Genomic DNA, 22,478 nt, shown 5'->3' on the forward strand with positions numbered 1-22,478 from the left:
CGGTGCTGCGGGGTCGGATGGGCACCGCGGCCGGACGTTTCCGGTGGGGCGTCAGCCCTTCGTGCCGCCGGCGGTGAGGCCGGTCACCAGGTTCTTCTGCACGAGGTAGAAGAAGGCGGAGACGGGTATCGCGACGAGCACCGCGGTGGCGGCCATCAGGTGGCGCTGCGCGTCGTGCTCGCTGACGAAGCTCTGCAGACCGACCGCGAAGGTGTACTTCGTGTCGCTCAGCATGAACGTGGAGGCGAAGGCGACCTCGCCGAAGGCCGTGATGAAGCTGTAGAAGCCGGCGACCGCGAGGCCCGGCCGGGCCAGCGGCAGGATCAGCCGGAAGAAGGTCCCGAAGGGGCTCAGCCCGTCCACGCGTCCGGCCTCGTCGATCTCGAACGGGATCGTGTCGAAGTAGCCCTTGAGCAGCCAGGCGCAGTACGGCACCGCGGTCGAGCAGTAGACGAGGACCAGGCCGAGGTAGCTGTCGACGAGCTGGAGCTCGGACAGGATCTGGTACATCGGCACGATCAGCACGGCGATGGGGAACATCTGGGTGACCAGGAGGACCCACATGAGCTTGCGGTAGCCCGGGAAGCGCATCCGCGAGACGGCGTAGCCGGTGGTGGCGGCGACCATCACGCCGATGACCGTGGTGCCCAGCGAGACGATCAGCGAGCTCTTCAGCCAGTCGAAGAAGTTCGTGTGCTGGAGCACGAACGCGTAGTTGTCCAGGGTCATCTTCGACCAGATGCCCCCGGGGTGCAGATAGTCGTCCTTGTCCGGGCCGAGCGACAGGTACACCAGCCAGGCGACCGGGAAGAGCGCGATCAGGCTGGCGACGGTCAGGATGCCGTGCGAGGCGAGGGACGCGGCGCGGCTGCGCTCGCCGCGGCCGCGCACCTTGCGCGGACGGGCGGCGGGCGCGGTTCCGGTCTGCTCGGCCGGGGCGTTCGCCGGGGCGGTCGTGGTGCTCATGGTGGCTCCTGCCTCAGATCGCGAGCTGCTGCTCGTTGCGGTTCAGCCAGCGGCGGTAGAAGGAGGTGAAGACGATCAGGATGGCCAGCAGCAGGATGCCGTAGGCCGCGGACTGCGCGAAGTCGCGCGGCTGCTGGCCGAAGCCCAGCTGGTACGCCCAGGTGACGAGGATCTGCGCCTCGGGGGCCGTGTTGCCGAACAGCAGGAAGATCACGGCGAACTGGTTGAAGGTCCAGATGATGCCGAGCAGCACGACGGTGGAGCTGACCGACCTGAGGCCGGGCAGGGTGACGTAGCGGAAGCGCTGCCAGGCGCTCGCGCCGTCCATCTCGGCGGCCTCGTAGAGGCTGTTGTCGATGGACTGCAGGCCGCCGAGGAGCGAGACCATCATGAACGGCACACCGCACCAGGTGTTCACCATGATCGCGGAGAAGCGCTGCCAGAAGGTGTCCTCCAGCCACGCCGGGGTCGGCAGGTGCAGCCAGTCCAGGGCGGAGTTGACGATGCCGGCGTCGGCGAGCATGAAGCGCCAGCCGAAGACGGTCACGAAGGTGGGCACGGCCCACGGCAGGACCAGGATCAGCCGGTAGAGGGTCCGGCCGCGCAGCTTCTGGTTGAGCAGCAGGGCGAGGCCGAGGCCGATGAAGAAGTGCAGGCCGACGCAGACCGCCGTCCACACGATGGTCCAGATGAAGTGGGACCAGAAGCGGTCGTAGGCGGTCGGGCCCCACAGGATGTCGGCGTAGTTGTCCAGGCCGACGAACTTGTAGGTGGCCTCGATCTCGTTGACGCCGATCGTGCGCCCCGTGTTGAGGCTGTTGGCGTCGGTGAGGGTGAGGTACAGGCCGTACCCGAGCGGGTACAGCACGAGGACGCCGATCACGACGGCCACCGGCGCGATCATGGCGTAGGCGTACCAGTGCTTCTGGTAGCCGTCTTTGAGACGCCGGCCGAGGCCGGGCCGCGGGGTGCGGTCACCGCGGCGCTTGCCGGTCGCGCGGTCGATGGCGACTGTCATGGTTCGACACCTTCGGATGCATCGGGACGAGCGGGAGGTTCGAGGGGTGCGGCGCTCAGGCCGGTGGCCGCCGGGTCCCTCCCCTCCGGTGGGGGACCCGGCGGCCACGCGGACTCACTTGCTGAAGTCCGGCACCAGCTTCGCGATCGCGGTCTCGGCGTCGCCCAGACCCTCGTCCAGGGACTTCTTGCCGCCGGCGATCTGCGGCAGCTGCTCGTCGAGCGGGGTCCACAGCGAGCCGTACTCCGGCAGCGCCGGGCGCGGCTGGGCGGCGGGCAGGACCGTCTGGTAGCCGGCGATGCCCGGGTCGGCCTTGACCTTGTCGGTGTAGGCGTCGTCGCGGGTGGGCAGCGTGGAGTTCTTCAGGGCGATGGTCTCCTGGGACTTCGCCGAGGTCATGAAGTTGACCAGCTTCAGCGCGGCTTCCTGGTGGGCCTTGTCCGAGCCGGCGTAGACCGACAGGTTGTGGCCTCCGGTCGGCGCGCCGGCCTTGCCGGTGGAGCCGGCCGGGACGGTGGCGATGCCCAGGTTGCTCTTGTCCTTGAAGGCGGAGCCCGCGTAGAAGTTGGTGATCTCCCACGGGCCCTGGATGATCGAGGCCACCTTGCCGCTGACGAACGCCTCCTGGATGTGGGCGTAGGCGTCGGCGGTGGTGTCGGCCTTGTGCAGGCCCTTGCCGTCGAACAGGCCCTGCCAGGTGCCGTAGGCCTTCTTGGCCTCGGGCGAGTTCACGGTGATCTTCTTGCCGTCGGCGTCGACCGTGTCGGTGCCCTCGCCGTACAGGAACGGCTGCCCGTAGTAGCCGGCCGTGGAGCCCCAGTAGCCGTCGGCGCCGGTCTTGTCCTTGATGGTGGCGGCGGCCTTCTTCAGGTCGTCCCAGGTCTTGGGGACCTCGACGCCGGCCTTCTCGAACAGGGCCTTGTTGTAGACGAGGGCGAGGGTGTCGGTGACCAGCGGGACGCCGTAGGTCTTGCCCTCGTACTTGGCCTGCTCGATCAGGTTGGGCTGGAACTTCGCCTGGTCGGCGAGGGCCTCGGTGCCGTCCAGCGGCAGGAAGAAGCCCTTCTTGGCGAAGGCGGGGGTCCAGCCCACCTCGGAGCGCAGCACGTCGGGGGCACCCTTGGAACCGGCGGCGGTGTCGAACTTGTTCTGCGCCTGGTCGAAGGGGACGTTGACGAAGTTGACCTTGACGTCCTTGTTGGCGGCCTCGAACTCCTGGACCAGGGCCTTGTAGGTCGGCGCCTCGTTGGTCGCGTTGGAGGTGTCCCAGTAAGTGATGGTGACCGGTCCGCCGGACTCGCTGTCGCTGTCGCCGTCCCCGCCGCACGCCGTCGCCGCGAGGGCGAGGGACGCCACCAGAGCGGTGGCCGCTATGCCACGCCGCATGAGTTCTCCTTGAGGGTGAAAGCCCGTGTGGTGCAGGGTGCGGGCCCGTCCGCCGCTCCTGCCGACACCGACCGCGTCACTGCCGCCGTCGGGCGACGTGAACGTAACAGCGTTGTAAGCACGGCGAAAGGTCTTGCAGCAAAAAAGTGCAAGAGATCTCCGAAGTTATCCGTGCGTGACCTGTTGGCGACCGTCGTGAGACGCTTGTTTACGGGGGCCGAGCGGTATCGGGCCGGTTGTGCAAGACTCTGCAAGCTCTTGCCGCCACTTTCTCGAGGGAGCGCGATGACGCAGCAGCCGGCGCCGGGCCGTCCAACAGGCCGTCCACGGCGCCCGATCGGTGTGCAAGGCGGCGGCCGACAGGTACAGTCCACCCCTGTGACCACACGGCTTGCCGACATCGCCGCTCAGGCGGGCGTGAGCGAAGCGACCGTCAGCCGCGTCCTCAACGGGAAGCCGGGCGTCGCCGCCACCACCCGCCAGTCCGTGCTCGCCGCGCTCGACGTGCTGGGCTACGAGCGTCCGGTGCGGCTGCGGCAGCGCAGCGAGGGCCTGGTGGGGCTGATCACCCCGGAGCTGGAGAACCCGATATTCCCGGCGCTCGCCCAGGTCATCGGCCAGGCGCTGACCCGCCAGGGCTACACGCCGGTGCTCGCCACCCAGACCCCGGGCGGGTCGACGGAGGACGAGCTGACGGAGATGCTGGTCGACCGCGGGGTCGCGGGCATCATCTACGTCTCGGGGCTGCACGCCGACACCACCGCCGACATGCAGCGCTACGAGCGGCTGCGCGCGCAGGGCGTGCCCTTCGTCCTCGTCGACGGTTTCTCGTCGAAGGTGCAGGCGCCGTTCATCTCCCCCGACGACCGCGCCGCGATGAGCCTCGCCGTCACGCACCTCGTCTCGCTCGGTCACACCCGCATCGGGCTGGCCCTCGGGCCGAAGCGGTTCGTGCCCGTGCAGCGCAAGATCGAGGGGTTCGTCCGTACGGTCCAGGAGCAGCTGGACCTGAGCCCCGAGACGGTGGAGAAGGAGCTCGTCCAGCACTCCCTCTACACCCTGGAGGGCGGCCAGGCGGCGGCCACCGCGCTCATCGAGCGCGACTGCACCGCGGTGGTCTGCGCCAGCGACATGATGGCGCTGGGCGCGATACGGGCGGCCCGCCAGCGCGGCCTGGACGTGCCCAAGGACGTCTCGGTCGTCGGCTTCGACGACTCGCCGCTGATCGCCTTCACCGACCCGCCGCTGACGACCGTCCGCAAGCCGGTCCCGGCGATGGGGCAGGCGGCGGTGCGCACCCTGCTGGAGGAGATCGGCGGGACGCCCGCGCCGCACAGCGAGTTCGTGTTCATGCCGGAACTGGTGGTGCGCGGTTCGACGGCGTCGGCGCCGGGCGAGCGGAACCGTGCCTGACTCCACCCGTAGTGGCCGGATGCGGCTCGGATCCTCCCGGGGGATGATCGGTGGGACAGGGCTTTTCTGGCAGACTTCATGCCTATGGGTGACGTGACCGTGAGGACTCCGGAACGCCGGGAAGAGGGCGTTCCGCACCCCGTCACGGAGGAGACGGGGCGGGGCCTCCTGCGCCGGCTCCGCGCACCGCGTCGGCCCCGGCTGTGGTTCGAGATCCTGCTGATCGCGCTCAGTTACTGGACGTACTCCCTCATCCGCAACGCGGTACCGGAGCAGCGGACCCAGGCACTGCGCAACGCGGACTGGATCTGGCGCGCCGAACAGCAACTCGGCGTCGCCGTCGAACAGTCGGTGAACCATGCCGTGAACTCGGTGACTTGGCTGGTCGTCGGCATGAACTACTACTACGCCACGCTGCACTTCGTGGTGACGCTGGGTGTGCTCGTGTGGCTGTACCGCAGTCATCCCGGGCGGTACGCGGCGACCCGGCTGGTCCTCTTCGCGACCACGGGTGTCGCCCTGGTCGGCTACTACCTGTATCCGCTGGCCCCGCCGCGTCTGATGAACGGCGGGCACTTCATCGACACCGTGATGGTCCACGAGACGTGGGGGTCGATGGCCTCCGGGGACCTGAAGAACATGTCGAACCAGTACGCGGCGATGCCGTCGATGCACATCGGGTGGTCGGTGTGGTGCGGGCTGACGATCTTCGTGCTGGCGTCGGTGCCGTGGGTGCGGGTGCTGGGGCTGCTCTATCCGGCGCTCACGCTCGTGGTGATCGTCGCCACGGCCAACCACTTCTGGCTCGACGCGGTGGGCGGCGTGCTGTGTCTGGGGTTCGGGTACGCGGTGGCGGGACTCTGGTACGGGGCGCTGCCGCACGCGCTGCCCAGGTCGGTACCGGGGGCGGAGCGGCGGAGGGCGTGGCTGCCCACGCGGGCGTAGACGCGTCGGGCACGGGTGCCGACGTCGGCACGAGCACGGTCGGCACGAGCAAGGACCAGGTGACCTCCGGTGGCCGCGCACGGCAGGCCAGCCCCACTCCCGCCCGGCGCGGTCCGCCGTACGTCCCCCGCGCGCCGCGTCGTCCGCGGCAGGCGGCCGGGGCGTCCGGCGCGGGTGCCGTACCCGGTACGGGCGCGGGCACAGGGCCCGCTTGCGTGCCGCGCGGGGCGGGTCTCCTCGGTCGGGGGCCCGGTGCGGGCACCGTCGGGTCACCCGCCGTAGAACAGCTCCTCCACCACCGCCCGGGCCCGCCGGGCCGTGCGCCGGTACTCGTCCAGCATGTCGCCCGCGTGGCCGGGGCCGTGGCCCAGGTAGCGGCCCACCGCCGCCAGCTCGCGCGGTTCGCTCGGGAAGGTGTCGCCGGCCCGGCCGCGCACCAGCATCACCGCGTTGCGGACACGCGTCGCCAGCACCCACGCCTCGTCGAGCGTCGCGGCGTGCTCCGCGGAGACGAGCCCCGCCTCGCACGCGGCGGCCAGGGCCTCGCGCGTCCGGGTGGTCCGCAGGGCCGGCTCCGTGTGCCCGTGCCGCAGCTGGGTGAGCTGCACGGTCCACTCGACGTCCGACAGTCCGCCCGGCCCCAGTTTGGCGTGCAGCTTGGGGTCCGCGCCGCGCGGCATCCGCTCGGACTCCATCCGGGCCTTGAGCCGCCGGATCTCCCGTACGGCGTCCTCGCCGAGCCCGTCCGCCGGGTAGCGCAGCGGATCGATCAGCTCGGTGAACCGGCGCCCCAGGTCCGCGTCGCCCGCGACGAACTCGGCCCGCAGCAGCGCGTGCCGTTCCCACATCAGGGACCAGCGCCGGTAGTAGGCCTCGTACGACTTCAGCGTCCGCACCAGCGGTCCCGACTTGCCCTCCGGGCGCAGGTCGGTGTCGATCAGCAGCGGCGGGTCGGCGCTCGGCACCTGGAGCAGGCGCCGCAGTTCGGAGACGACCTTGTTGGCGGCGTCCCCGGCCTCCCGCTCGCCCACCCCGTCCCGGGGCTCGTGCACGAAGAGCACGTCCGCGTCCGAGCCGTAGCCGAGCTCGTGCCCGCCGAACCGGCCCATGCCGATGATCGCGAACCGGGTCGGCAGGGTGTCCCCCCAGCCCTCCCGCACCACGGCCCGGAGCGTGCCCGCGAGCGTCGCCGCGGTCAGGTCGGACACCGCGGCGCCGACCCGGTCCACCAGGGCACCGGGGTCCGCCTCGACGGGCCGCGCCTCGGTGCCGTAGGAGCCGACGATGTCGGCGGCGGCCGTACGGAACAACTCCCGGCGCCGGACCCCGCGCGCCGCCGTGACCGCCTGCTCCGCGCCGTCGGCACGGCGGACCGCGGCGAGTATCTCCTGCTCCAGCTGGGGCCGGGCGCGCGGCGCCAGTCCCCCGCCGTCGCCGTCCCCGAGCAGCGCGACGGCCTCGGGCGCCCGCATCAGCAGGTCGGGGGCGAGCCGCCCGGCCGAGAGCACGCGGGCCAGGTTCTCGGCGGCCGCGCCCTCGTCCCGCAGCAGCCGCAGGTACCAGGGCGTCTTGCCGAGGGCGTCGGAGACCTTGCGGAAGCCCAGCAGGCCGGCGTCCGGGTCGGCGGAGTCGGCGAACCAGCCGAGGAGCACGGGCAGCAGGGTGCGCTGGATGGCCGCCTTGCGGGTGACGCCGGACGCCAGCGCCTCCAGGTGCCGCAGCGCGGCGGCCGGGTCGGCGTACCCGAGGGCGACCAGGCGCTCCCGCGCGGCCTCGGCGCTCAGCCGCGTCTCGCCGGGCGCGAGCTGGGCCACGGCGTCCAGCAGCGGCCGGTAGAACAGCTTCTCGTGCAGCCGCCGTACGACGGAGGCGTGCCGCCGCCACGCGCGCAGCAGGCCGGTGACCGGGTCGGTGCGCAGGCCCAGGGAGCGGCCGAGGCGGCGCAGGTCGGCCTCGTCCTCGGGCACGAGGTGGGTGCGCCGCAGCCGGTGGAGCTGGATGCGGTGCTCCATGGAGCGCAGGAAGCGGTACGCCTCGTCGAGCTGGGCGGCGTCGGCCCGGCCGACGTACCCGCCCGCGGCGAGGGCCTCCAGCGCGGCCAGCGTCGTGCCGCTGTGCAGGGACGTGTCCGCCCGCCCGTGCACGAGCTGGAGCAGCTGCACGGCGAACTCGACGTCCCGCAGACCGCCCGGGCCCAGCTTGAGCTGCCGGTCGACCTCGGCGGCGGGGATGTTCTCCACCACCCGGCGGCGCATCTTCTGCACGTCGGGGACGAAGTTCTCGCGGTCGGCGGCCTGCCACACCAGGGGCTGGAGGGCGGCGACGTACTCCGCGCCGAGTGCGGCGTCGCCGGCCACCGGGCGGGCCTTGAGCAGCGCCTGGAACTCCCAGGTCTTGGCCCAGCGCTGGTAGTAGGCGAGGTGGCTGCTCAGGGTGCGCACCAGGGGGCCGTTGCGGCCCTCGGGGCGGAGGTTGGCGTCGACGGGCCAGATGGAGCCCTCGACGGTGGTCTCGGAGCAGATCCGCATCATGTGCGAGGCGAGCGCGGTCGCGGCCCGCAGCGCCTTGGTCTCGTCACCCGTCCCCTCGGTGCCCTCCGCGGGCTCGCCCACGAAGATCACGTCCACGTCGGAGACGTAGTTCAGTTCGTGGCCCCCGCACTTGCCCATCGCGATCACCGCGAGCCGGCACAGCGCGGCGTCCTCGGGTGCGGCGGCCTCGGCGAGGGCGAGGGCCGCGCGCAGCGTGGCGGTGGCGAGGTCGGCGAGCTCGGCGGCGGTCTCGGCGACGTCGATGGTGCCGCACACGTCGCGGGCGGCGATGGACAGCAGGCAGCGCCGGTAGGCGACGCGCAGCGAGACGGGGTCGGTGGCCTCGGCGAGCCCGCGCTCGAACTCCGCGACCCCGCGGTGCAGGTCGCGCGGCTCGTAGGTGACCAGGGCCTGCCAGTCACCGGCGTGCCGGGCGAGGTGGTCGGCGAGCGCCTCGGAGGCGCCCAGCACGCCGAGGAGACGGTCGCGCAGGGGCTTGGACGCTATGAGCGTGTCCAGCAGCTCCCGGCGGGCGGTGGGGTCGGGCTGCGCCTCCAGCAGCCGGACCAGGCCGTGCAGGGCGAGATCCGGGTCGGCGGTGGCGCCCAGCGCCTCCAGCAGGACCGGGTCGTCGCGGACCGGCGCCAGCTCCATGCCGTCCAGCAGCCGCTCGGCGGCCGAGGCATCGGTGAAGCCGTGCCGGAGCAGCCGCGTGAAGGTACTGCTCCTGCGTCCCGGCGCCGTCATCCCGGTCTCCTGTCGCCCTCCGGATCAAGGTCCTACGGCCTGAGCGTAACCGGGCGGCGGCGAGCGGGCGCCGGGGCGTACCGGCTCCGGCTTCCGGTGGCCGCCCGCGGAGTCGTACGATATCTTGTACAAGCCGCGAAGGGAGGCACCGGTATGTCCATTACCGCCAGCGAAGCCCGTCAGAACCTGTTCCCGCTGATAGAGCAGGTCAACGAGGATCACGCCCCGGTGCACATCACCTCCCGCAAGGGAAACGCCGTGCTCATGTCGGAGGAGGACTTCACCGCCTGGACGGAGACGGTGCATCTGCTGCGGTCGCCCAAGAACGCCCGCCGTCTGCTCGACTCGATCGCGGAGGCCGAGGCCGGCGGTGCGCGGCGGCGCGACCTGATCGACCCGGACGCGGAGCGGGCGTGAGAATCGCTTTCACGTCGCACGGCTGGGAGGACTACGTCCACTGGGCCGAGAGCGACCGGAAGGTCACCAGACGGATCAACAAGCTGATCACCGACATCTCCCGCGACCCGTTCAAGGGCATCGGCAAGCCGGAGCCGCTGAAGGGCGACCTGTCGGGCTACTGGTCACGCCGCATCGACGACACGCACCGTCTGGTCTACAAGCCCACCGACGACGAGCTGATCATCGTCCAGGCGCGGTACCACTACTGAACGGCGCCGACCGGCGCCGGCCGGCAAGGAAACCGACAACGAAGTCGAAGGAGCCAGGCCATGGATTTCACCCTCGAAGTGATCCCGCTGCCCGTGACCGACATCGACCGGGCCCGGGACTTCTACCGCGACAAGGTCGGCTTCCACGTCGACATCGACCAGGAGGTCATGCCGGGGATGCGCATCGTCCAGCTGACGCCGCCGGGCTCGGGCTGTTCGATCGCCCTCGGTGACGCCATCTGGGACATGGCCCAGGGGCAGACCGCTCCGGCCCCCGGCTCCTACCAGGGGCTGCAGCTCTGCGTCGCCGACATCAAGGCGGCCCACGCGGAGCTGGTGGGGCGGGGCCTGGAGGTGTCCGAGCCGGTGGAGTACGCGCCGGACGACGGCGCCACGTTCATGTACTTCAAGGACCCCGACGGCAACGGCTGGTCGGTCCAGGAGTACCGGCGCCGCGTGACGGAGCCGCTGCACCAGGTGCTGGCCGACCAGAAGCGGCAGGGTTAGCCGCGGGCCGGGGGCGGCCGGTCCCGTCAGCCCCGCTCCTGCCAGCGGTTGGTGATCGGGAGCCGGCGGTCCTTGCCGAAGCCCTTGGGCGAGATCTTGGTGCCCGGCGGGTACTGGCGCCGCTTGTACTCCGCGGTGTCGACCATGCGCAGCGTCCGCGTCACCAGATCCCGGTCGTACCCGGCGGCCACGATCTCGTCCGCGCCCCGGTCCCGGTCGACGTACAGCTCCAGGATCGCGTCCAGCACCGGGTAGTCGGGCAGCGAGTCCGTGTCGACCTGGCCGGGGCGCAGTTCCGCGCTCGGCGGCTTGGAGATCGAGTTCTCGGGGATCGGCGGGACCTGGCCGCGGGCCCGGGCCGCCCGGTTGCGCCATTCGGCGAGCCGGAACACCGAGGTCTTGTACACGTCCTTGATGGGCCCGTAGGCGCCCACCGAGTCGCCGTACAGCGTCGAGTACCCCACGGCCAGCTCCGACTTGTTGCCCGGTGCCAGTACGAGGTGGCCCTCCTGGTTGGAGATCGCCATCAGCAGCGTCCCGCGCAGCCGCGACTGGAGGTTCTCCTCCGCCAGTCCGGTCAGGCCCAGCGCGTCCATGTACGCGTCGAACATCGGCTCGATCCCCACGGTGCGGTGGTGCAGCCCGGTGCGCCGCGCCATCTCCGCCGCGTCGTCCAGGGAGTGCCCGGAGGAGTACTTCGACGGCATCGAGACGCCGTGCACGTGCTCCGCGCCGACCGCGTCGCAGGCGATCGCCGCGACCAGCGCGGAGTCGATGCCGCCGGAGAGGCCGACGAGCACCGAGCGGAAGCCGTTCTTCGCGACGTAGGCGCGCAGGCCGACGACGAGCGCCGAGTAGACCTCCTCGTCGTCGTCCAACCGCTGCGCGTGTCCGCCGGACAGCGCCGGCGCGTCGGCCGGTACCGGCTCCTCGGACAGCACGACGCGGTCGATGAGCAGCCCGTCGTCCACGACGCCGGCCGGTGCGCCGGTGTCGGCGAGCGGGAGGTCGAGGTCCAGCACCACGCAGCCCTCCGAGAACTGCGGCGCCCGCGCGACGACCTCCCCGTCCCGGTCGACCACGATCGAGTCGCCGTCGAAGACCAGCTCGTCCTGTCCGCCGGTCATCGCGAGGTAGGCGGTCGTGCACCCGGCTTCCCGGGCGCGCCTGCGCACCAGTTCCAGCCGGGTGTCGTCCTTGTCGCGCTCGTAGGGCGAGGCGTTGACGGAGAGCAGCAGTCCGGCCCGTGCCGAGCGGGCGGCAGGCACCCGGCCGCCGTCCTGCCACAGGTCCTCGCAGACGGCGAGGGCCACGTCGACGCCGCGCACCCGCACCACCGGCATGGTGTCGCCGGGCACGAAGTAGCGGAACTCGTCGAAGACGCCGTAGTTGGGCAGGTGGTGCTTGGCGAAGCTCAGCACCGGCTCGCCGCCGTAGAGCACCGCGACCGCGTTCTGCGGGGCGCCGGCCGGCTGCCCGTACCGGGGCCGGGCGGTCGCCGAGCGGTCGAGGTAGCCGACGACGACCGGCAGTCCGCCGAGGCCCTCTGCGGCGAGGCGCGCCGCCAGGGCGCCCAGGGCGGCGCGGGAGGCCTCCACGAAGGACGGCCTGAGGGCCAGGTCCTCGACCGGGTAGCCGGTCAGCATCATCTCCGGGAACGCCACCAGGTGCGCTCCCTGCCCGGCGGCGTGCCGGGTCCAGCGGACCACCGACTCCGCGTTGCCGGCGAGGTCGCCGACGGTGGCGTCGATCTGGTTCAGGGCGAGTCGTAGTCGAGGCACGCGGCCAGCTTAATCGTCAGAACGACACAATGGGGTGTCGTTCCGGTGTCCGCCTCATGTCCGCGGCTTCGCGCCCCGCTCCGCCAGCAGGTCCGCCATCAGCCGCAGCTCCGACTCCTGCGACTCCACCATCCCCCGGGCCAGCCGCTTCTCCACACCGACCGTGCACCGGTCGGCGCACCCCCCGGCCATGTGGACGCCGCCCCGGTGGTGCTCCGTCATCAGCTGGAGCCAGTAGACCTCGGCCCGTTTCGCGTCGAGCGTGGCCAGCTTCTCCATCTCGGCGTCGGTGGCCATCCCCGGCATCAGCGAGCCCTCCCCGGCGGAGGGCATGTCGCCCATGCCCATCCAGGTCATCGGCGGGTCGGAGGACACCTTCGGCAGCCCCCACAGGTCGAGCCAGCCGATCATCATGCCGCGCTGGTTGGCCTGGGTCTGCGCGATGTCGTAGGCGAGCCGCCGCACCTCCTCGTCCCGGGTGCGGTCGCGCACGATGTACGACATCTCCACGGCCTGCTGGTGGTGGACCGCCATGTCCCGCGCGAACCCGGCGTCCGCGGAGTCGGCGGCCGGGACGCGGCTCGCGCCGTCGTCCCCGGCGACGGCGTAGGTGATCGCGCCGGCCGCGACGAGGGCCGCCGCGGCGGCCCCCGCGATCCAGCCGGCCCTCTTCGAGGTCACCGCGACAGCCCGTTGGTGCACGCGGCCCCCGGCTCGGGGGTCTGCTCGCCCTGGACGAACTTCTCGAAGAACTTGTCCACGTTCGGGTCGTCGGCGCCCGTCACCGTGCGCTGGTGCCCCCAGGCGGACAGCATGATCGGGTCCTTCTGCCTGTCGTCCGGGCTCATCAGCGAGTACGGCGTCTTCTTCACCTTCGCCGCCAGCTTCTCCACGTCGGCCTTCGGGGCCTGGTCGGTGTAAGTCACCCAGACGGCGCCGTGCTCCAGGGAGTGCACGGCGTTCTCGTTGTTCAGCGGCTCGGTGTAGACGTCGCCGTTGCAGTTCATCCAGGCCTGGTCGTGGTCGCCGCCGACGGGGGGATCGACGGGGTAGGACACCTTCTTGGTGACGTGGTTGCGGGAGAGCGTCCCCTTCCAGGTCCGCACCCCGTCCGCGCCGGCGACGAACTTGCCGGAGGTGCTCTTGCCGTCCGACGCCGTGTCGTCGCCGGAGTCGTCGGACTGCGACCGGACGAGGAAGACCCCGCCGACGACGAGACCGGCGACGACCACGGTACTGACCGCGATCGTGAGGATCCGGTTCCGGCGGTCGCGGGCCTCCTCGGCACGCCGCATCTCGGCTATGCGTGCCTGCCGCGCCTGGTTGCTGCTCTTCTTGGCGGAACCCATGGGGTGTGCCCTTCTGGGAAAAGGGGGGCGGTGGAGTCCGCTGATCGTAAGGGCGAAGGAGGGTCCAGTCGTAGGGAGATCACAGGATCTGTCGCGGCGGGGCCTCAGGAATGGCCCGATCGAACACGTGGCCTCTACGCTGCGGTGAGGATCGGTGGGCCGATCGAGGCCCGCAACGCGTACGAAACCGTGCTGTGGTGTGATGCTCAGGTGCAGGGCCGCCTCCCGCCGTACCGGAGCCGGGTGGTCTGACCAGCAAGGATGGGGAAGCGGAAGATGGACAAGCAGCAGGAGTTCGTGATCCGGACGCTGGAGGAGCGCGACATCCGGTTCGTGCGCCTGTGGTTCACGGACGTACTGGGCTTCCTCAAGTCCGTCGCCGTGGCCCCGGCCGAACTGGAGCAGGCCTTCGACGAGGGCATCGGTTTCGACGGCTCGGCGATCGAGGGCTTCGCCCGGGTCTACGAGTCCGACATGATCGCCAAGCCGGACCCGTCGACCTTCCAGGTCCTGCCCTGGCGCGCGGAGGCCCCCGGCACGGCCCGCATGTTCTGCGACATCCTGATGCCGGACGGCTCCCCGTCCTTCGCCGACCCGCGCTACGTCCTCAAGCGCGCGCTGGCCCGCACCTCCGACCTGGGCTTCACCTTCTACACCCACCCGGAGATCGAGTTCTTCCTGCTGAAGGACAAGCCCGTCGACGGCAGGGTGCCGACCCCGGCCGACAACTCCGGGTACTTCGACCACACCCCGCAGAACATCGGCATGGACTTCCGCCGCCAGGCGATCACCATGCTGGAGTCGATGGGCATCTCGGTGGAGTTCTCCCACCACGAGGGCGCCCCCGGCCAGCAGGAGATCGACCTGCGCTACGCCGACGCGCTCTCCACGGCCGACAACATCATGACCTTCCGCCTGGTCATGAAGCAGGTCGCGCTGGAGCAGGGCCTCCAGGCCACCTTCATGCCGAAGCCGTTCTCGGAGTACCCGGGCTCGGGCATGCACTCCCACCTGTCCCTCTTCGAGGGCGACCGCAACGCCTTCTACGAGTCCGGCGCCGAGTACCAGCTCTCCAAGGTCGGCCGTTCCTTCATCGCGGGCCTGCTGCGGCACGCGGCGGAGATCTCCGCGGTCACCAACCAGTGGGTGAACTCCTACAAGCGCATCTGGGGCGGCAGCGAGCGCACCGCCGGCGCCGGAGGCGAGGCCCCCTCCTACATCTGCTGGGGCCACAACAACCGCTCGGCGCTGGTCCGCGTCCCCATGTACAAGCCCGGCAAGACCGGCTCGGCCCGCGTCGAGGTCCGCTCCATCGACTCCGGCGCCAACCCGTACCTGACCTACGCCGTCCTCCTCGCGGCCGGCCTCAAGGGCATCGAGGAGGGCTACGAGCTCCCGCCGGGCGCCGAGGACGACGTCTGGGCCCTCTCCGACGCCGAGCGCCGCGCGCTGGGCATCGAGCCCCTCCCCCAGAACCTCGGCGAGGCCCTCGCCCTGATGGAACGCAGCGACCTGGTCGCCGAGACCCTCGGCGAGCACGTCTTCGACTTCTTCCTCCGCAACAAGCGGCAGGAGTGGGAGGAGTACCGGTCCCAGGTCACCGCGTTCGAGCTGCGGAAGTCGCTGCCGGTGCTGTAGGGCGGGTCCTGCCGCGGGACGGGTCCGGGTCGGACGCCGAACCTCCCCCGGACCCGCACACCGTTCATCGCACGGTCGCAGGGGACGGGCGGGCCGGGCGCGGGGACCGCGGACCGGGCGCGTCCGGGCCGCGGGGAGCCTCGAAACCGGCAGGAAGCGTGAAGACGCGGGCCCTTTCGCCGACCGCATGCGCACACGGTGAACCCACGGGGACCGCGGCGGCGGCCGTCAACGGTGCGCGGATGGTGGCCGGTTCACCACCGTGCTTTGATCGGTGCGCGGCACGCCGGTGTCCCCTCCCCCACTCCCCACCCGGAACGCGGGCGTGCGCGTCTCACCGCTCCCCCCATTTTTCGGCACGAGAGGAAAGACCTGCCATGAACCTCGTCCCCCAGGTCGAAACGGCTGACATCTCCGACGCGGACCTGGACCAGGTGTCCGGCGGCCTCACCGTCAGCACGGCACTCGTCTCGGGCGGCGGCGCCGTCGGGGCCGGCCTCTACGCGGAGGCCGGTCCGTTCGCCGTCAGCGCCGGTCTGGGCGCCGCGGCGCCTCTCGCCGACACCGCAGCGCAGGGCCACGCGCACACGACCATGGTCTGATCCACGCCGACGCGAGCCCACTGAGCCCCGGACCACCGTGCCCGGGGCTCAGTCCTTGCCGGCGCCGCCCACGAACGCCGCCCACATGGCCGGGCTCACGGCGAGGCGGGGGCCGTCGGGGCGCTTGGAGTCGCGGACGTGGACGATGGCGGGGGTTATCGCGACCTCGACGCAGTCGTTGCCGTCTCCGCTGCTGCTGTAGCTGCTCTTGGACCAGGCAGGCACGGGAGCGTCCGGGGCTGCGGGGGTGCGGATCATGACTCTCCAAGCATCTGTTCGATGACGGCCCGCGACTCTCGGGGCGTGAGAGCCTGGGCCCGGATCATGCCATAGCGCAGTTCGAGGACTCTGAGCTGCTTAGGATCGGTCACCGGCCGCCCGGCGAACGCCCCCTCGGAGCGCCCCACCGCGGTGCCGTCGGGGAACTTCAGCACCTCGATCAGACCGCCCGTTCCCACATGCTCCTCGCAGTCGGTCGGCATCACCTGGATCGAGACGTGCCGCAACTCCCCGAGCTTCAGGAGGCGTTCGAGCTGCCGACGCCACACCATTCTGCCTCCGACCGGGCGGCGGAGCGTCGCTTCCTCCTGCACGAAACTGAGGGTGGGCGCCGGTGACCGCTCGAAGATCGAGCGTCGGGCCAACCGCGCGGCCACCATGCGCTCGGTCTCCTCCTCCGAGTACGCCGGAAGCCACGCGTCGAACAGCGCACGCATGTGAGCCTCGGTCTGCAACAGGCCGTGGACGTTGTGCGTGCTGTACAGCCCGATCTCGACCGCGCCGGCCTCCAGCTTCGCCAACTCCCGAACCCGCTTGGGGTACCGGACCCGGGCCACGTCCTCCCACATCGCCGCGATCAGCCCACCCGCCCCCAGCACCTCGTCGGCCCGTTCCAGGAACTCCCGGCGGGGAATCCGCTTCCCGCCCTCGACCTTGTAGACCAGGTCCTCCCCGTACCCGACCGCCGTCCCGAACTCGCCGGCCCGCATCCCCGCCGCCTCGCGCCGCAGCTTCAGCTGCCGCCCGACGGTGGCGACGACCGCCACGCCCCACTCGTCGTCCGGGTCGACTTCCCAACCCGGCTCGTCCGCATCGCCGTTGACCGGCATTCCACACCCCTCCGCCGTACGCGTCGTGTCGCGACGTGCGTCACGGTAGGGGTGCGGGGCCGGGCGGGCGGCGCTATCGCGACAGGAGCTACTCCGACGGGTGAGGCGCGGGCGCCGTCAGCGCCGTACGGTCTCCGCCGCCTCCGGCACGTGCCCCGCGACCACACGCCCGTGTGCCGGGGCGGCGGCGACCCGGCGCCGGTCCACCGCGTACGCCGCGCCCGCGACCGCCACGCCGAGGACGGCCAGGGCCGCGCCCGCCGTGGCCGGGGACGTGGTGCCGAAGCCCGCCGCGAGGGCGAGGCCGCCGATCCAGGCGCCGCCGGCGTTGGCGAGGTTGAAGGCGGCCTGGTTGGCCGAGGAGGCGAGGGAGGGGGCCGCGGCGGCCTTCTCCATCACCATCAGCTGGAGGGGCGAGCCGGTGAGGAAGGCGGCCATGCCCAGCAGGGCCACCGCCACGGCCGCCGTGACCTCGGTGCGCATCAGGAGCGGGAAGAGGGCGAGGACCACGACCAGGGAGGCCAGGCCACTGAAGAGGGTGCCCCGCAGGGAGTGGTCGGCCAGGCGGCCGCCCAGCAGGTTGCCCGCGGTGGCGCCGACGCCGAACAGGGCCAGCAGCAGCGTCACGCTGGCCTCGGCGAAGCCGGCGGCGTCCGTGAGCATCGGCGTGATGTAGCTGTAGGCGGCGAAGAGCGCGCCGAAGCCCGCGACGGTGGTGCCGAGGGCGAGCCAGACGGGCAGGGAGCGCAGGGCGGCCAGCTCGCCGCGGAGCCCCGTGCCGGGGGCGGGGGCGTCGTCGCGCGGGATCAGGACCGCCAGGGCCGCTATCGCCGCGACGCCGATCGCGCTCACGCCGAGGAAGGTGGCCCGCCAGCCGAGCTGCTGGCCCATGGCGGTGGCCGCGGGGACGCCGACGATGTTGGCGACGGTGAGGCCGAGGAACATCAGGGAGACGGAGCGGGCCTTGCGTTCCGGCGCCACCATGCCGGTGGCGACGACCGCGCCGACGCCGAAGAAGGCGCCGTGCGGCAGGCCGCTGACGAAGCGGGCGGCGAGGAGGGAGACCTCGCCGGGGGCGAACGCGGACAGCGCGTTGCCGGCCACGAAGAGGGCCATCAGCGCGATCAGCACCGTGCGGCGGGACATCCGCGCGGTCGCCGCCGCCAGCAGCGGGGCGCCGATGACGACGCCGAGCGCGTACGCCGAGACCAGGTGGCCGGCGCTGGGGATCGAGATGTTCAGGTCGTCCGCGACGTCGGGCAGCAGGCCCATCATCACGAACTCGGTGGTACCGATGCCGAAGGCGCCCACGGCAAGGGCGAGCAGGGCCAGGGGCATGAAGGAGACTCGCCTTTCGAGCGGAGATGTGCGTACGGGATGTCTTCGCTATGTTCCCGTACGGAACAAAGCCTCTCAGGGCGAGTATTCCGCGAGGTGACGGACGGATGTCCGGCAGCTGCCCAAAGGGGGCTGACCAGGGACTTTCAGGATGCCGTTGTGTCGACCCTCACACGTGCGGCGATCGGCAGGTGGTCGCTGCCGGTCGCCGGGAGGGTCCAGCTGGTCTCCGGTTCGACGCCGGTGACCAGGATCTGGTCGATGCGGGCCATCGGGAAGGACGCCGGCCAGCTGAAGCCGAAGCCGTCCCCCACGGCGCCCTGCGGGGAGCGCATCTGGGAGGTGATGGCGGTGAGCGCGCGGTCGTTCATGGTGCCGTTGAGGTCGCCGAGCAGGATCTTGCGGGGCAGCTTCTCGTCGGCGATGGCCTCACCGAGGGCGTCGGCGCTCTTGTCGCGCTGCCGGGCGGTGAAACCCGCCTCCAGCTTCACCCGTACGGACGGCAGGTGGGCGACGTACACCGCGACCGGCCCGGAGGGCGTGGCGACGGTGGCGCGCATCGCGCGCTTCCAGCCGAGCCGGATGTCGACGGCCTTCACGTCACTCACCGGGTACTTGCTCCACAGCCCGACGGTGCCGACGACCGCGTGGTGCCGGTACTTCGACGCCAGCGCCTTCTCGTAGGTCGGCACGGCGGACGCCTTCAGCTCCTCCAGGGCGAGCACGTCCGCGCCGGCGGCGGCCACGGCCCGGGCGGTGCCGGCCGGGTCGGCGTTGTCGGCGTTGACGTTGTGCGTGGCCACCGTGAGGTCGCCGCCGCCACCGGTCTTGTCGAAGAGGAGGCCGCCGAAGAGGTTCAGCCACACCGACACCGGCAGGACGAGCGCGATCAGCGCCGTCGCCGACTTGCGCGCGAACGCGATCACCAGCAGGACCGGGATCAGCAGACCGAACCACGGCAGGAAGGTCTCCGTGAGGCTGCCGAGGTTGCCGATGGCGTTGGGGATGTGCGAGTGGGCCGCCATGACGACGGCCAGGATCACGGCCACGGCGGCCGTGACCAGGCCCCGGCGCCAGATCCGCCGATCGCCCCGCCAGCCGGTGACCGCCCGGTTCCACAGGCGCCGAAGCCGGGTTCCCCGGTGCTCGGGCCCCGAGCCGCCGTTGTCCGTCTCCGTCATGTACGCCTGCTGCGCCATACCGTCGCCTCACTGCCTGCCGTGCACACCGTCACTCCCCCCGTGACTCAGCACCCTAGGGGATGATCGGGTCCGATCCTGCCGTCCTGCGACGGCCGTACGGGCACGAGGACGTACGAGTCGGCGTCCGGAGTTCCGGACGGCGCCGAGACGGGCGGCTCTGTGACACAACGAGCACATTCGCCCCCCCTCGTCACGGGCGCGGCGACCCGTGACGAGGGTCCCCTAGCCGCCGGGACGCGGAAGGTGCCACCATGGAGGGGATCCGGGGACGCCGTGAGGGCGCCTCGAGATGACATGAAGGAGCCGTTGCCATGACGCAGCTTTCGGCTGCCCCCACCTCTCAGCGCCCCTCCGACGGGAGCAAGGCGCTGTACGGGGGCAAGAGCAACCGCCGCATCACCGTCCGGGACATCACCGCCGCCAAGGAGCGCGGCGAGAAGTGGCCCATGCTCACCGCGTACGACGCGATGACCGCGTCCGTCTTCGACGAGGCCGGCATCCCGGTCATGCTCGTCGGCGACTCCGCGGGCAACTGCCACCTCGGCTACGAGACCACCGTGCCCGTCACGCTGGACGAGATGACGATGCTCTCGGCCGCGGTCGTACGGGGCACCAGCCGCGCCCTGATCGTCGGCGACCTGCCCTTCGGCTCCTACCAGGAGGGGCCGGTGCAGGCGCTGCGCTCGGCGACCCGGCTGGTGAAGGAGGCCGGGGTCGGGGCGGTCAAGCTGGAGGGCGGCGAGCGCTCGCACCGGCAGATCGAGCTGCTGGTGGAGTCCGGCATCCCCGTGATGGCGCACATCGGCCTCACCCCGCAGTCCGTCAACGCCATGGGCTACCGGGTCCAGGGCCGCGGCGAGGAGGCCGCCCAGCAGCTGCTGCGCGACGCCAAGGCGGTGCAGGACGCGGGCGCCTTCGCGGTCGTCCTGGAGCTGGTTCCGGCCGAGCTGGCCGCCGAGGTGACGCGGACGCTGCACATCCCGACGGTCGGCATCGGCGCGGGCGCGGAGACGGACGCCCAGGTGCTGGTGTGGACCGACATGCTCGGGCTGACCGGCGGCCGGGTGCCGAAGTTCGTGAAGCAGTACGCCGACCTGCGCCAGGTCATCGGCGACGCGGCGAAGGCCTTCGCCGACGACGTCGTCGGCGGAACGTTCCCGCAGGAGGAGCACTCCGTCCACTGAGCCACCGCGGTACGACACCGGCCCCGCCGATCTTCCCCCGTCGGCGGGGCCGGTGCTTTTCCCGCACACCGGTCCCGGCCCGGCTCCCGGCCCCCGTCGGCGGGAGGGCGGTGGACTGACGGCGGTCTGTCGGCGGGATGCGGCGGCTGCCGGGGGATGCCGGCGGGCCTGTCGGCGGGCTGTCGGCGGGGCGGGGCGGCTGTCGGTGGGATGTCGGTGGTTTGTCGGCGGGGGCTGACAACGTCGTCGGCATGAAGCGAATCGACGGCAACCCCCCGGCCGCGGGCAGCGCGGTCACCGTGCGGGGGCTGGTCAAGCACTACGGCGAGACCAAGGCACTGGACGGCGTCGACCTCGACGTGCGCGAGGGCACCGTGATGGGTGTGCTCGGTCCCAACGGCGCCGGCAAGACGACCCTCGTCCGCATCCTGTCCACCCTGATCACCCCCGACGCGGGCGCGGCGCACGTCGCCGGCTACGACGTCGTACGCCAGCCGCGCCAGCTGCGGCGGGTGATAGGACTGACCGGGCAGTACGCGTCCGTGGACGAGAAGCTCCCCGGCTGGGAGAACCTCTACATGATCGGCCGGCTGCTCGACCTCTCCCGCCGGGACGCCCGCGTCCGGGCCGACGAGCTGCTGGAGCGGTTCTCGCTCACCGAGGCCGCCAAGCGGCCCGCGCACACCTACTCGGGCGGCATGCGGCGCCGTCTCGACCTGGCCGCCTCCATGATCGGGCAGCCGGCGGTGCTGTACCTGGACGAGCCGACCACCGGCCTGGACCCCCGTACCCGCAACGAGGTGTGGGACGAGGTCAAGCGCATGGTCGGCGACGGCGTCACCGTGCTGCTCACCACCCAGTACATGGAGGAGGCCGAGCAGCTCGCCTCCGAGCTGACCGTCGTCGACCGCGGCAAGGTCATCGCGAACGGCGGCATCGAGCAGCTGAAGGCCAAGGTCGGCGGGCGCACCCTGCGGGTCCGGCCGGCGGACCCGCTGCACCTGCGCCCGCTCGCCGCCCACCTGGACGAGCTGGGCCTCACCGGGCTCGCCGACACCACGGTGGACGCGGAGCGCGGTGCCGTCCTGGTGCCGATCCTCAGCGACGAGCAGCTGACCGCCGTGGTCGGCGCGGTCACCGCGCGCGGCATCACGATCGCCTCCATCACCACCGAACTGCCCAGTCTGGACGAGGTCTTCCTGTCCCTCACCGGCCACCGCGCCAGTGCCCCGCAGGACCCCGCGCCCGCCGAAACCCGCGAGGAGGTCGCGGTATGAGCGCCGCCACCGTCGACACGCCCACCCCCGACGCCCGGATCTCCCCGCGCGGGCACGTGCGGCACACCAGTGCCCTGGTCCGCCGCAACCTGCTGTGGATCCGGCAGGACCCGGAGTCGATGTTCGACGCCCTGCTGATGCCGGTCGTCTTCACCCTGCTGTTCGTGTACGTCTTCGGCGGGTCGATCGGCCAGGCCCTCGGCGGCGGCCAGGACGGCTACGTGCAGTACGTCATCCCCGGCATGATCGCCATGATGAGCATGACGCTGTCGCAGGGCGTCGGCACCGGCTTCAGCCAGGACTTCAACTCCGGTGTCATGGACCGCTTCCGGTCCCTGCCGATCGGGCGCGGCTCCGTGCTCTTCGCGAAGATCGCGGTGGAGATGCTGCGGATGCTCTTCGCGACCACGGTGCTGATGATCGTCGCCGTCCTGGTGGGCTTCGACATCGACCACTGGGGCGGTCTGTTCGCGGCGGTGGGCCTGTCCGCCGTGTTCGCCTCGTCGATCATGTGGGTGTTCCTCACCCTGGGCGTGATCCTGAAGAACGCGCAGTCCGTCCAGGCGATGGGGTTCATGGTGCTGTTCCCGCTCCAGTTCGGCTCGTCGATCTTCGCGCCGACGCAGTCGATGCCGGGCTGGCTCCAGGCCTTCACCGACTACAACCCGCTCTCCACGCTCGCCGACGCGGCGCGCGGACTGATGGTGGGCGGCCCGGTCGCGCACGACCTGTGGATCACGCTCGGCTGGTCGGTGGCGATCACCGCGGTGATGGCGCCGGTCGCCATCCACAAGTTCCGCACCAAGACCTGACCGGG

21 protein-coding genes are annotated in these 22,478 nt (G+C 71.5%); 10 read left to right on the forward strand and 11 right to left on the reverse strand.

Annotated elements, in window-relative coordinates; all coding sequences use genetic code 11:
- Positions 1-51 precede the first annotated feature (51 nt).
- From SAM23877_RS10895 to SAM23877_RS10905, 3 genes are all read right to left on the reverse strand, one after another.
- On the reverse strand, positions 52-966 hold the full coding sequence (locus SAM23877_RS10895; protein ID WP_053129782.1) for a sugar ABC transporter permease: 915 nt from the start codon (positions 964-966) through the stop codon (positions 52-54).
- Between the two features lie 13 nt (positions 967-979).
- The gene (locus SAM23877_RS10900) at positions 980-1,984 is read right to left on the reverse strand and encodes a carbohydrate ABC transporter permease (protein ID WP_053129786.1); all 1,005 of its coding nucleotides are present in this window, start codon (positions 1,982-1,984) and stop codon (positions 980-982) included.
- A 114-nt stretch (positions 1,985-2,098) separates the two neighbouring features.
- On the reverse strand, positions 2,099-3,370 hold the full coding sequence (locus SAM23877_RS10905) for an extracellular solute-binding protein (RefSeq protein WP_053129791.1): 1,272 nt from the start codon (positions 3,368-3,370) through the stop codon (positions 2,099-2,101).
- 378 nt (positions 3,371-3,748) lie between these two features.
- Between SAM23877_RS10905 and SAM23877_RS10910 the strand changes: the two genes are divergently transcribed.
- Both SAM23877_RS10910 and SAM23877_RS10915 read left to right on the forward strand, forming a co-directional pair.
- On the forward strand, positions 3,749-4,783 hold the full coding sequence (locus SAM23877_RS10910) for a LacI family DNA-binding transcriptional regulator (protein WP_053129793.1): 1,035 nt from the start codon (positions 3,749-3,751) through the stop codon (positions 4,781-4,783).
- Between the two features lie 84 nt (positions 4,784-4,867).
- The gene (locus SAM23877_RS10915; protein ID WP_053129796.1) at positions 4,868-5,728 is read left to right on the forward strand and encodes a phosphatase PAP2 family protein; all 861 of its coding nucleotides are present in this window, start codon (positions 4,868-4,870) and stop codon (positions 5,726-5,728) included.
- A 269-nt stretch (positions 5,729-5,997) separates the two neighbouring features.
- Here the strand turns inward: SAM23877_RS10915 and SAM23877_RS10920 are convergent, their stop codons facing one another.
- Positions 5,998-9,006 carry a bifunctional [glutamine synthetase] adenylyltransferase/[glutamine synthetase]-adenylyl-L-tyrosine phosphorylase gene (locus SAM23877_RS10920; protein WP_053129807.1) on the reverse strand — a complete coding sequence of 1,003 codons (3,009 nt, stop codon included), beginning with the start codon at positions 9,004-9,006 and terminating at the stop codon, positions 5,998-6,000.
- A 153-nt stretch (positions 9,007-9,159) separates the two neighbouring features.
- Here SAM23877_RS10920 and SAM23877_RS10925 point away from each other — a divergent pair, with 153 nt between their 5' ends.
- Genes SAM23877_RS10925 through SAM23877_RS10935 form a run of 3 tightly spaced genes read left to right on the forward strand, consistent with a single transcriptional unit; the run spans position 9,160 to position 10,181 of the window.
- Positions 9,160-9,423 (forward strand): type II toxin-antitoxin system Phd/YefM family antitoxin, encoded by a 264-nt coding sequence (locus SAM23877_RS10925; RefSeq protein WP_053129810.1) that lies wholly within the window; start codon positions 9,160-9,162, stop codon positions 9,421-9,423.
- Positions 9,420-9,674, forward strand: coding sequence for a Txe/YoeB family addiction module toxin (locus SAM23877_RS10930; RefSeq protein ID WP_053129813.1), 255 nt, complete (start codon positions 9,420-9,422; stop codon positions 9,672-9,674). The genes SAM23877_RS10925 and SAM23877_RS10930 overlap by 4 nt, the downstream gene beginning before the upstream one ends.
- Positions 9,675-9,734: 60 nt before the next feature.
- Positions 9,735-10,181: a VOC family protein gene (locus SAM23877_RS10935; protein WP_053129816.1), complete on the forward strand. Its 447-nt coding sequence runs from the start codon at positions 9,735-9,737 to the stop codon at positions 10,179-10,181.
- A 26-nt stretch (positions 10,182-10,207) separates the two neighbouring features.
- Here the strand turns inward: SAM23877_RS10935 and SAM23877_RS10940 are convergent, their stop codons facing one another.
- The 3 genes from SAM23877_RS10940 to SAM23877_RS10950 are packed head-to-tail and all read right to left on the reverse strand — an operon-like array spanning position 10,208 to position 13,311.
- A complete protein-coding gene (locus tag SAM23877_RS10940) occupies positions 10,208-11,962 on the reverse strand; it encodes an NAD+ synthase (RefSeq protein WP_053129819.1) in 1,755 nt (584 codons plus the stop codon).
- A gap of 54 nt (positions 11,963-12,016) precedes the next feature.
- Positions 12,017-12,643: a DUF305 domain-containing protein gene (locus SAM23877_RS10945; protein WP_053129822.1), complete on the reverse strand. Its 627-nt coding sequence runs from the start codon at positions 12,641-12,643 to the stop codon at positions 12,017-12,019.
- Positions 12,640-13,311, reverse strand: a complete 672-nt coding sequence (locus SAM23877_RS10950) for a thioredoxin-like domain-containing protein (protein WP_053129825.1) — start codon at positions 13,309-13,311, stop codon at positions 12,640-12,642. The genes SAM23877_RS10945 and SAM23877_RS10950 overlap by 4 nt, the downstream gene beginning before the upstream one ends.
- A gap of 276 nt (positions 13,312-13,587) precedes the next feature.
- Here SAM23877_RS10950 and glnA point away from each other — a divergent pair, with 276 nt between their 5' ends.
- Together glnA and SAM23877_RS10960 are read left to right on the forward strand one after the other, a co-directional pair.
- Positions 13,588-14,949: a type I glutamate--ammonia ligase gene (gene glnA, locus SAM23877_RS10955; RefSeq protein ID WP_053142361.1), complete on the forward strand. Its 1,362-nt coding sequence runs from the start codon at positions 13,588-13,590 to the stop codon at positions 14,947-14,949.
- A gap of 377 nt (positions 14,950-15,326) precedes the next feature.
- Positions 15,327-15,551, forward strand: coding sequence for a hypothetical protein (locus SAM23877_RS10960; protein ID WP_053129828.1), 225 nt, complete (start codon positions 15,327-15,329; stop codon positions 15,549-15,551).
- Between the two features lie 48 nt (positions 15,552-15,599).
- Here the strand turns inward: SAM23877_RS10960 and SAM23877_RS10965 are convergent, their stop codons facing one another.
- The 4 genes from SAM23877_RS10965 to SAM23877_RS10980 all read right to left on the reverse strand — a co-directional run bounded on the left by SAM23877_RS10965 (position 15,600) and on the right by SAM23877_RS10980 (position 19,197).
- Complete coding sequence (locus SAM23877_RS10965; protein ID WP_053129831.1) at positions 15,600-15,809, reverse strand: DUF397 domain-containing protein; 210 nt, start codon at positions 15,807-15,809, stop codon at positions 15,600-15,602.
- A complete protein-coding gene (locus SAM23877_RS10970) occupies positions 15,806-16,660 on the reverse strand; it encodes a helix-turn-helix domain-containing protein (RefSeq protein ID WP_053129834.1) in 855 nt (284 codons plus the stop codon). Before SAM23877_RS10970 ends, SAM23877_RS10965 begins: the two co-directional genes overlap by 4 nt.
- A gap of 117 nt (positions 16,661-16,777) precedes the next feature.
- Positions 16,778-17,998: an MFS transporter gene (locus tag SAM23877_RS10975; RefSeq protein WP_053129837.1), complete on the reverse strand. Its 1,221-nt coding sequence runs from the start codon at positions 17,996-17,998 to the stop codon at positions 16,778-16,780.
- 146 nt (positions 17,999-18,144) lie between these two features.
- Positions 18,145-19,197, reverse strand: a complete 1,053-nt coding sequence (locus SAM23877_RS10980) for an endonuclease/exonuclease/phosphatase family protein (RefSeq protein ID WP_053129840.1) — start codon at positions 19,195-19,197, stop codon at positions 18,145-18,147.
- Between the two features lie 314 nt (positions 19,198-19,511).
- Here SAM23877_RS10980 and panB point away from each other — a divergent pair, with 314 nt between their 5' ends.
- From panB to SAM23877_RS10995, 3 genes are all read left to right on the forward strand, one after another.
- The gene (gene panB, locus SAM23877_RS10985; protein WP_053129850.1) at positions 19,512-20,384 is read left to right on the forward strand and encodes a 3-methyl-2-oxobutanoate hydroxymethyltransferase; all 873 of its coding nucleotides are present in this window, start codon (positions 19,512-19,514) and stop codon (positions 20,382-20,384) included.
- Between the two features lie 251 nt (positions 20,385-20,635).
- Positions 20,636-21,661: an ATP-binding cassette domain-containing protein gene (locus tag SAM23877_RS10990; RefSeq protein WP_053129852.1), complete on the forward strand. Its 1,026-nt coding sequence runs from the start codon at positions 20,636-20,638 to the stop codon at positions 21,659-21,661.
- Complete coding sequence (locus SAM23877_RS10995) at positions 21,658-22,473, forward strand: ABC transporter permease (protein ID WP_053129855.1); 816 nt, start codon at positions 21,658-21,660, stop codon at positions 22,471-22,473. Before SAM23877_RS10990 ends, SAM23877_RS10995 begins: the two co-directional genes overlap by 4 nt.
- The last annotated feature ends 5 nt before the right edge of the window (positions 22,474-22,478 follow it).

The sequence above is a fragment of the Streptomyces ambofaciens ATCC 23877 genome, assembly GCF_001267885.1.
Classification (GTDB): Bacteria; Actinomycetota; Actinomycetes; order Streptomycetales; family Streptomycetaceae; genus Streptomyces; species Streptomyces ambofaciens.

Coding starts and splice junctions, on each gene's coding strand:
- SAM23877_RS10915 (WP_053129796.1), top strand. CDS start 4,868: ATGGGTGACGTGACCGTGAGGACTCCGGAACGCCGGGAAGAGGGCGTT.
- SAM23877_RS10960 (WP_053129828.1), top strand. CDS start 15,327: ATGAACCTCGTCCCCCAGGTCGAAACGGCTGACATCTCCGACGCGGAC.
- SAM23877_RS10970 (WP_053129834.1), bottom strand. CDS start 16,660: ATGCCGGTCAACGGCGATGCGGACGAGCCGGGTTGGGAAGTCGACCCG.
- SAM23877_RS10975 (WP_053129837.1), bottom strand. CDS start 17,998: ATGCCCCTGGCCCTGCTCGCCCTTGCCGTGGGCGCCTTCGGCATCGGT.
- SAM23877_RS10990 (WP_053129852.1), top strand. CDS start 20,636: ATGAAGCGAATCGACGGCAACCCCCCGGCCGCGGGCAGCGCGGTCACC.
- panB (WP_053129850.1), top strand. CDS start 19,512: ATGACGCAGCTTTCGGCTGCCCCCACCTCTCAGCGCCCCTCCGACGGG.
- SAM23877_RS10905 (WP_053129791.1), bottom strand. CDS start 3,370: ATGCGGCGTGGCATAGCGGCCACCGCTCTGGTGGCGTCCCTCGCCCTC.
- SAM23877_RS10995 (WP_053129855.1), top strand. CDS start 21,658: ATGAGCGCCGCCACCGTCGACACGCCCACCCCCGACGCCCGGATCTCC.
- SAM23877_RS10900 (WP_053129786.1), bottom strand. CDS start 1,984: ATGACAGTCGCCATCGACCGCGCGACCGGCAAGCGCCGCGGTGACCGC.
- SAM23877_RS10980 (WP_053129840.1), bottom strand. CDS start 19,197: ATGGCGCAGCAGGCGTACATGACGGAGACGGACAACGGCGGCTCGGGG.
- SAM23877_RS10925 (WP_053129810.1), top strand. CDS start 9,160: ATGTCCATTACCGCCAGCGAAGCCCGTCAGAACCTGTTCCCGCTGATA.
- SAM23877_RS10950 (WP_053129825.1), bottom strand. CDS start 13,311: ATGGGTTCCGCCAAGAAGAGCAGCAACCAGGCGCGGCAGGCACGCATA.
- SAM23877_RS10965 (WP_053129831.1), bottom strand. CDS start 15,809: ATGATCCGCACCCCCGCAGCCCCGGACGCTCCCGTGCCTGCCTGGTCC.
- SAM23877_RS10920 (WP_053129807.1), bottom strand. CDS start 9,006: ATGACGGCGCCGGGACGCAGGAGCAGTACCTTCACGCGGCTGCTCCGG.
- SAM23877_RS10895 (WP_053129782.1), bottom strand. CDS start 966: ATGAGCACCACGACCGCCCCGGCGAACGCCCCGGCCGAGCAGACCGGA.
- SAM23877_RS10935 (WP_053129816.1), top strand. CDS start 9,735: ATGGATTTCACCCTCGAAGTGATCCCGCTGCCCGTGACCGACATCGAC.
- glnA (WP_053142361.1), top strand. CDS start 13,588: ATGGACAAGCAGCAGGAGTTCGTGATCCGGACGCTGGAGGAGCGCGAC.